The organism is Nonomuraea sp. 10N515B, from assembly GCF_052245915.1.
Classification (GTDB): domain Bacteria; phylum Actinomycetota; class Actinomycetes; order Streptosporangiales; family Streptosporangiaceae; genus Nonomuraea.
In genome coordinates this window covers 1-6625 of the sequence record NZ_JBQQBQ010000145.1, presented here as the reverse complement: position 1 = coordinate 6625, position 6625 = coordinate 1, and the positions used below count along the sequence as shown (strand labels likewise).

Below are 6625 nucleotides of genomic sequence, written 5' to 3'. Positions count from 1 at the left end.
TACGGTAAGCGGCACGGGTGTGCCTTCCCGACCGACGTTGGCGCGTCGGCCTTATCTCGAAACCACATCGGATGATCCGGGAAGGTACACCCCTTCCCGGCAGATCCACAGGTTTCGATCATTCCTCTCGCCAGACAACGACTTTGTCTTGGGCCCATGCGCGCTGCGAGTCGCTCAAGATTTCCGGTGTCGACCTGTCGATTTCGCGGCTCGCCATTCGCCTCCTTGTGTAACCATCCGGATGAGGAGGCCGAGCGTTGCAGTACGTCATGCTGATCTACCAGGGCACCAGCTCCGAGGAGTGGGACGTGCTCTCCGAGGAGGAGCAGAAGCAGGTCTATGCCGACTACGGGGCGATCAACAAAACGCCGGGCGTCACCCCTGGCCTTCCCATGGGTCTCCCCGAGAACGCGACCACGGTGCGCGTGGAGGGCGGCAAGACCCTGACAGCCGACGGTCCGTTCGTCGGAATGAAGGAAGCCGTCGGCGGTTGGTTCGTCCTCGAGGCCGACGACCTCGACGCGGCCATCGAGGTGGCCGCCCGCGTCCCGGCGGCCCGCCTGGGCGGCGCCATCGAGATTCGCCCTGCGCAGACCTATTGGTGATGACACTCGATCAGGTCTTCCGCGAGCAATGGGGTCGCGTGCTGGCCACTCTGATCGGCTTCCTCGGCGACTTCGACCTCGCCGAGGAAGCCGCGCAGGAGGCCTTCGCGATCGCCGAGGCCGGCCTGCGCCTCGTCGCCCACCTCGGCCTCGACGACTTCCGCTACCTGCACTCGACCAGGGCCGAACTCTTGCGGCGCCTCGGGCGGACCGACGAAGCGCGTGACGCCTATCGACGTGCGGGGGAACTCACCGACGACGGCGCCGAGCGGCGCTTCCTCGAACGCCGGCTGACAGAACTGGCGGCCGGCACTCGCTCAGGCTGAGCCGCCCTCTTCGGCCAGAAGACGGCCGGTCACGGGCGCCGTTCGGGGACCATGAGCAGGCTGTCCGGCCGGGGGACGACGCTGGGGACGGCGGTCACCGTGTGCCCCGGCGCCAGGCGCAGCCGCCAGCGGGAGCAGACAGTGGCCAGCACGATGACCAGCTCGGCCCAGGCCAGAGCGTCGCCGATGCACTTGTGCGGGCCTGCGCCGAACGGCAGAAACGCCTTGCGCGGGATGCGGTGGGCGCGGCCGGGCTCCCAGCGGCCGGGGTCGAAGCGGTCGTCGAAGAAGCGCGGGTCGCGATGGATCACGTACGGGCTGATCAGTATGTCCGTGCCGGGCGGAAGGCGGGCGCCGCCCAGCGTCGTCGGGGTTACGGTCGCGCGCATGAGGAGCAAGGCCGAGTACAGGCGGTTGGCCTCGGTGAGGACCTGGGCGGTGTACGGGAGGCGGGCCACGTCGGACATCTCGGCCGGCCGTCCGGCCAGGACGGTGTCGAGTTCGGCGTGCAGGCGGTGTTCGACCTCGGGGTGGCGGGCGAGCTCGTGCAGGGTCCAGGAGAGGACGTTGGCGGGGGTGTCCGTGCCGGCCAGCATGATGGTGATGATCTCGTCGCGGATCTGCCCGTCGGTCAAGCCCTCGCCGCTGTCGGGATCGCGGTTCTCCTGCAGCGCGGACAGCAGGTTCCGGCCTGAGGGCGAGGTGGTCCTGTGCTGGTCGATGGCGGACTGTATGACATGGCGCAGGCGTCGTACGGCCAGGTCGTAGCGGCGGTTGAGGGGTAACGGGAGCCGCTCGAACGCGCGCGGCAGGAAGGCGCGCAGCGCCACGCCGTTGGTGACGACCGGCAACGACCGATCGACCTCCGCCACGACCGGCCCCGCCAGGTCCACCGAGAAGAGGGTCTCGGCCGTGGCGGAGAGGGTCAGCCGGTAGAGCGCGCGGTCAAGGCGTACGGGTACGCCCGCCCGCAACGAGCCGCTCAGATCCCGGGCCAGCCGCGTCATGACATCGGAGTAGCCGGAGATCTCGCCGACGCGGAACGGCCGGTGGATCAGGCGTCGGCGCCGCAGGTGGGCGGAGCCTTCCAAGGTGGCCAGGCTGTCCCCGATGAGGGAGCCAAGCTGTTTGAACATGCGTCCCACGCCGAGCGTGTGCGCCCGGGCCACCAGGATGTCGTCGGCCGGTTCGTACGCGGTGACGACGTACATCGGGGTCGTGCCCACGTACACGCGGACCAGGCCGTGTCCGGCGCTCTCGCGCAACGCGGTGATGAACCCGAGAGGGTCGCGTGAGAGACCCGGCAGGTGGCCGACCAAGGGCAGGCGGCCAGGTGCGGTGGGGATCGAGTACGGCACCTCGCCCATGCGGCCCCCACTTCTGCTCTTTCACTGGTGAACAGGATCTCCGGCGCGGGCGGCATCTAATGCTTACCTTGTGGAGAGGCTGACATGTCCGGAGCTCCACATCCTGGCGGCGGTTGGATTCGAGCAGCGAGTCGCGCACGTGCCGCAGCTCTTCGGGGAGCGTCGAGTCGGCGAACGCCACCTGCAACAGCGCCCGGTCGATCGCCAGCGGCGTCTTGAGCTCGTGCGAGGCGTTGGCGACGAAGCGCCGCCGGCTGTCGGACAGTCGGCGAGCTGCTGCTCGGCGCCGCACCAAGAAGGCCCCGGCGGCCGGCCCTGGTGCCGCCGCCGGCCGCTCCAGGAAGTGCTCCACGTTCCACGCCGGTTCGGGGCGACGGCAACGTCGCCCCCCAACCGCCACAGTGGCGTCAGGCGAGGTCGAACCGGTCGAGTTCCATGACCTTGGTCCAGGCTGCGACGAAGTCGGCCACGAAGTCGCGGGCGTCCTGGCTGGCGTAGACCTCCGCGAGGGCTCGTAGCTGGGAGTTGGAGCCGAAGATGAGGTCGACCGCGGTGGCGATCCACTTCACCTCATCGGTGGCCACGTCGCGGATCTCGTACACATACTCCTCGGAGTCTGATGCCTTCCAGCGGGCGCCCGGGGAGAGCAGGTTGGTGAAGAAGTCGTTGGTGAGCACGCCGGGCCGGTCGGTGAGGACGCCGTGCTGGGTACCGCCGAAGTTGGCTCCGAGGGAACGCAGGCCGCCGATAAGGACGGTCATCTCAGGCGGGGTCAGGTTCAGCATGTAGGCACGGTCGACGAGCAGCACCTCCGGCTGGGTCTTCTCCCCGGAACGCAGGTAGTTGCGGAACCCGTCGGCCCGCGGCTCGAGGACCCGGAAGGACTCGACGTCGGTCTGCTCCTGGGTAGCGTCGGTGCGGCCCGGGCGGAACGGCACCGTCACCTCCACGCCGGCCTCGCGTGCCGCCTTCTCGACGGCGGCCGAGCCGGCCAGCACGATCAGGTCCGCGAACGAGATCTTCGCGCCGCCGGCCTGGTTGAACGCGCGCTGGATGTCCTCGAGAGTGCCCAGGACCGTCGCGAGTCGCTCGGGCTGGTTGACTTCCCAGCTGCGCTGCGGCTGGAGACGGAGCCGGGCGCCGTTGGCGCCGCCGCGCTTGTCGGTGGACCGGAAGCTCGCGGCGGAAGCCCAGGCGGTGGAGACCAGTTGAGCGGTCGTGAGGCCGGACTCCAGGACCTTCGTCTTGAGGGAAGCGACGTCGGCGTCACCCACGAGTTCGTGGTCGACGGCCGGCACCGGGTCCTGCCACAGCTGGGGCTCGGCGACCCACGGTCCGAGGAAGCGGCTGACCGGACCCATGTCGCGGTGCAGCAGCTTGTACCAGGCCTTGGCGAAGGCCACCGCGAACTCGTCGAGGTTCTCCATGAAGTGGAGGGAGATCTTCTGGTACGTCGGATCGACGCGCAGCGACAGGTCGGTCGTGAGCATCGTCGGCTTGTGCTTCTTCGACGGGTCGTGGGCGTCCGGGATGATCGCCTCGGCGTCCTTCGCGACCCACTGCTTCGCGCCGCCGGGGCTCGTGGTGAGCTCCCACTCGTAGCCGAAGAGGATCTCGAAGAAGCGGTTGCTCCACTGCGTCGGCCGGTCGGTCCACGTCACCTCGAGACCGCTGGTGATCGTGTCACCGCCCTTGCCGGTGCCGTGGCTGCTCAGCCAGCCCAGGCCCTGCGCCTCCAGCGGCGCGGCCTCGGGCTCCGGCCCCACGTGGTCGTCCGCGACGCCGGCGCCGTGGGTCTTGCCGAACGTGTGGCCGCCGGCGATGAGAGCGACCGTCTCCTCGTCGTTCATCGCCATCCGCCCGAAGGTCTCGCGGATGAAGTGCGCCGCCGCAGCCGGGTCGGCGTTGCCGCGGGGACCCTCCGGGTTGACGTAGATGAGACCCATCTCGGTCGCGCCGAAGTGCGGCACCATCTCGGTGTCGGTGACGTAGCGCTCGTCACCGAGCCAGGCGTCCTCCGGACCCCAGAAGATCTCCTCCGGCTCCCAGACGTCCTCGCGGCCGAAGCCGAAGCCGAAGGTCTTGAAGCCCATCGACTCCAGGGCGACGTTGCCGGCGAGCACGAGCAGGTCGGCCCACGAGATCTTCTGGCCGTACTTCTGCTTGACCGGCCACAGCAGCCGGCGGGCCTTGTCGAGGTTGGCGTTGTCGGGCCAGCTGTTGAGCGGGGCGAAACGCTGAGCGCCGTCGCCGGCCCCGCCGCGACCGTCCTGGATGCGGTAGGTGCCCGCGGCGTGCCAGCTCATCCGGATCATGAGACCGCCGTAGTGGCCGAAGTCGGCCGGCCACCAGTCCTGCGAGGTGGTGAGCACCTCGATGATGTCCTGCTTGAGGGCCTCGACGTCGAGCTTCTCGAACTCCTTGGCGTAGCTGAAGCCCTCTGCCAGTGGGTTGCCCTTGGACGAGTGCGCGCGCAACACCGACAGGTCGAGCTGGTTGGGCCACCAGTCCCGGTTCGTGCGCGGACGACCGCCGGTCTTCGGAGTCGGCGAGCCGATGGCCGGGTTCTCGCTCTCACTGCCATGCGCGGTCACGGAGTCATGCGCGACCGGAAAGCCGGCCGCCGCCTTCCGATCCACGCCCTGCGCGCTGGCGGGGGCGTTGTCCTGGGTGTCGCTCATCTGCTTCCTTCCGAACAACCGGATCACTGGGCAATGCGTCAAACCTCTGAAGCCCTAGTTCCCAGCCGACGCGCGTTCCGACACCTGAACTTCGGTTGGGGACTGCCAAACTTCGATGACGCGGGCACTGTCACTTCGGCTCGCATCGAAGTGACAGTGTCCAGGTAGGGAGCCGGACCGATCCGAGCGCACGCCGGACCCGGATGACCGAAGGCGCAACATGGTGACCCTCACCACGGCGGGTGAGCGGCAACTGCGACCCCAACCGACGCACGGTAAGCACGAGCCGTCGACCATGGCCGGCGCCGCGCCAGGCGGGGGTCAGAGCGTGCCGAGGGCGGCGGCGAAGTAGTCGAGCGAGGCGTCCACCTCGCGGAGGGACGGGGTGCGGTTGAGGTGCCCGTGTGGCATTCCGCGTGCCAGGAACGTGCTCACCGGGACGCCGGCTTCGCAGAGCTGGCGTTGGAGGAGTTCGCCGGACGCTCGAAGGTCGTCGTACTCGGACAGCAGGATGTGGGTGGCCGGCAGACCGTCGAGGCGGGCGGCGCCGGGGAGCGCGTCGGGCGGCAGGTCGCTGATCCGGCCCACGTAGGTGCGGACCATGCCTTCGATCGCCGCCGTGGGGAAACGCATGAACGGGGGCAACGTGGCCATCTCGGCGGTGGTCGCGTCGTCGAGGGCAGGGTTGGGGTAGTGCGCGAAGGGATAGGCCAGGAGGAGCAGGTCCGCCGACCTCCGGTCGCGGGCGCGCAGGGCGGTCGCGAGGGCGAGGGCCGCTCCCGCGCTGGCGCCGCCCAGCGCGGCGCGCCCGCCTGGCATGGCCTCCGCCGTGAGCCAGCGCCAGGCCGCGTCGACGTCGTCCAGCGGTACGGGGTAGCGCACCCCGTTCTGGGCCAGCCGGTAGCCGACCGAGGCGACGAAGGCGCCGGCCCGGGCGGCCAGTTCGGCGCTCACGACGTGGGCCTCGGGCATCTCCAGGTCGCCGCCGGAAAAGCCGCCGCCGTGCGCCCATAGCAGGGCGAGGGTCGCAGACGTGTCACGCGGCCGGTACGTACGGATGGGGATGTCGCCGTGCGGGCCGGCGATCAAGAGATCCTCGACCACCACGTCCGGGGGCAGGGTCCACTCCGCCGGATCCCGCAGGTAGTCGGTCAGCTTCCGCTGGGCCGCCGGGTCGGTCGCAAGGTCCTCCCGGGACAGGCCACGCACCAAAGCCAGCTTGTCGGCGAGGTAGGGGTCGAACGGCATGGCCCTTCTTCTATCGTGCGCCGGAATCAGGCTCGCGTGCGGGGTGGGCCGGGATCCCCAGCGGGATGATCACGTGGTCCACGAGGCGCCGGGTCAGCTCGCGGTCCACCGGCTCGCCGCTGATCAGCGCGCGGAAGCAGGTGCAGGTCGAGGGCCTCGGGCATGGTGAAGCCGAGCATCGCGCCGAGATGGCCCATTGACGTTCCGCTCCTCACATACGTACGCTTTTCCGTAATTCCGGAAAAATTCAGAGGTGTGCAGTGGAGGAGCGTCTGGCCGCGCTGGAGCGGCGGATGGATCAACTGGAGCAGCAGGCGGCGGCGCCCGCCAGCACGCCCGGTCTCGGACGGCGGGGCGTGGGGTCGGCGGCGCTGGACCTGGTGCACCACTATCGGAAC

Annotated in this window: 5 protein-coding genes and 1 pseudogene; 2 read left to right on the top strand and 4 right to left on the bottom strand. The window is 69.5% G+C overall.

The window, feature by feature from the left end:
- Positions 1-269 precede the first annotated feature (269 nt).
- Together ACTWQA_RS58360 and ACTWQA_RS58355 are read left to right on the top strand one after the other, a co-directional pair.
- Entirely contained in the window at positions 270-605 is a 336-nt protein-coding gene (locus tag ACTWQA_RS58360) for a YciI family protein (protein WP_443167388.1), read from the top strand.
- Positions 605-931 (top strand): hypothetical protein, encoded by a 327-nt coding sequence (locus ACTWQA_RS58355; protein ID WP_443167387.1) that lies wholly within the window; start codon positions 605-607, stop codon positions 929-931. The genes ACTWQA_RS58360 and ACTWQA_RS58355 overlap by 1 nt, the downstream gene beginning before the upstream one ends.
- Before the next feature lie 29 nt (positions 932-960).
- Here the strand turns inward: ACTWQA_RS58355 and ACTWQA_RS58350 are convergent, their stop codons facing one another.
- The 4 genes and pseudogenes from ACTWQA_RS58350 to ACTWQA_RS58335 all read right to left on the bottom strand — a co-directional run bounded on the left by ACTWQA_RS58350 (position 961) and on the right by ACTWQA_RS58335 (position 6227).
- Complete coding sequence (locus ACTWQA_RS58350) at positions 961-2298, bottom strand: cytochrome P450 (RefSeq protein WP_443167386.1); 1338 nt, start codon at positions 2296-2298, stop codon at positions 961-963.
- Positions 2299-2416: 118 nt separating this feature from the next.
- Positions 2417-2590 (bottom strand): annotated as a pseudogene (locus ACTWQA_RS58345) (histidine kinase dimerization/phospho-acceptor domain-containing protein); the annotation flags it as partial.
- 115 nt (positions 2591-2705) lie between these two features.
- On the bottom strand, positions 2706-4979 hold the full coding sequence (gene katG, locus ACTWQA_RS58340) for a catalase/peroxidase HPI (protein ID WP_443167385.1): 2274 nt from the start codon (positions 4977-4979) through the stop codon (positions 2706-2708).
- 321 nt (positions 4980-5300) lie between these two features.
- On the bottom strand, positions 5301-6227 hold the full coding sequence (locus ACTWQA_RS58335; protein ID WP_443167384.1) for an alpha/beta hydrolase: 927 nt from the start codon (positions 6225-6227) through the stop codon (positions 5301-5303).
- Positions 6228-6625: the final 398 nt, after the last annotated feature.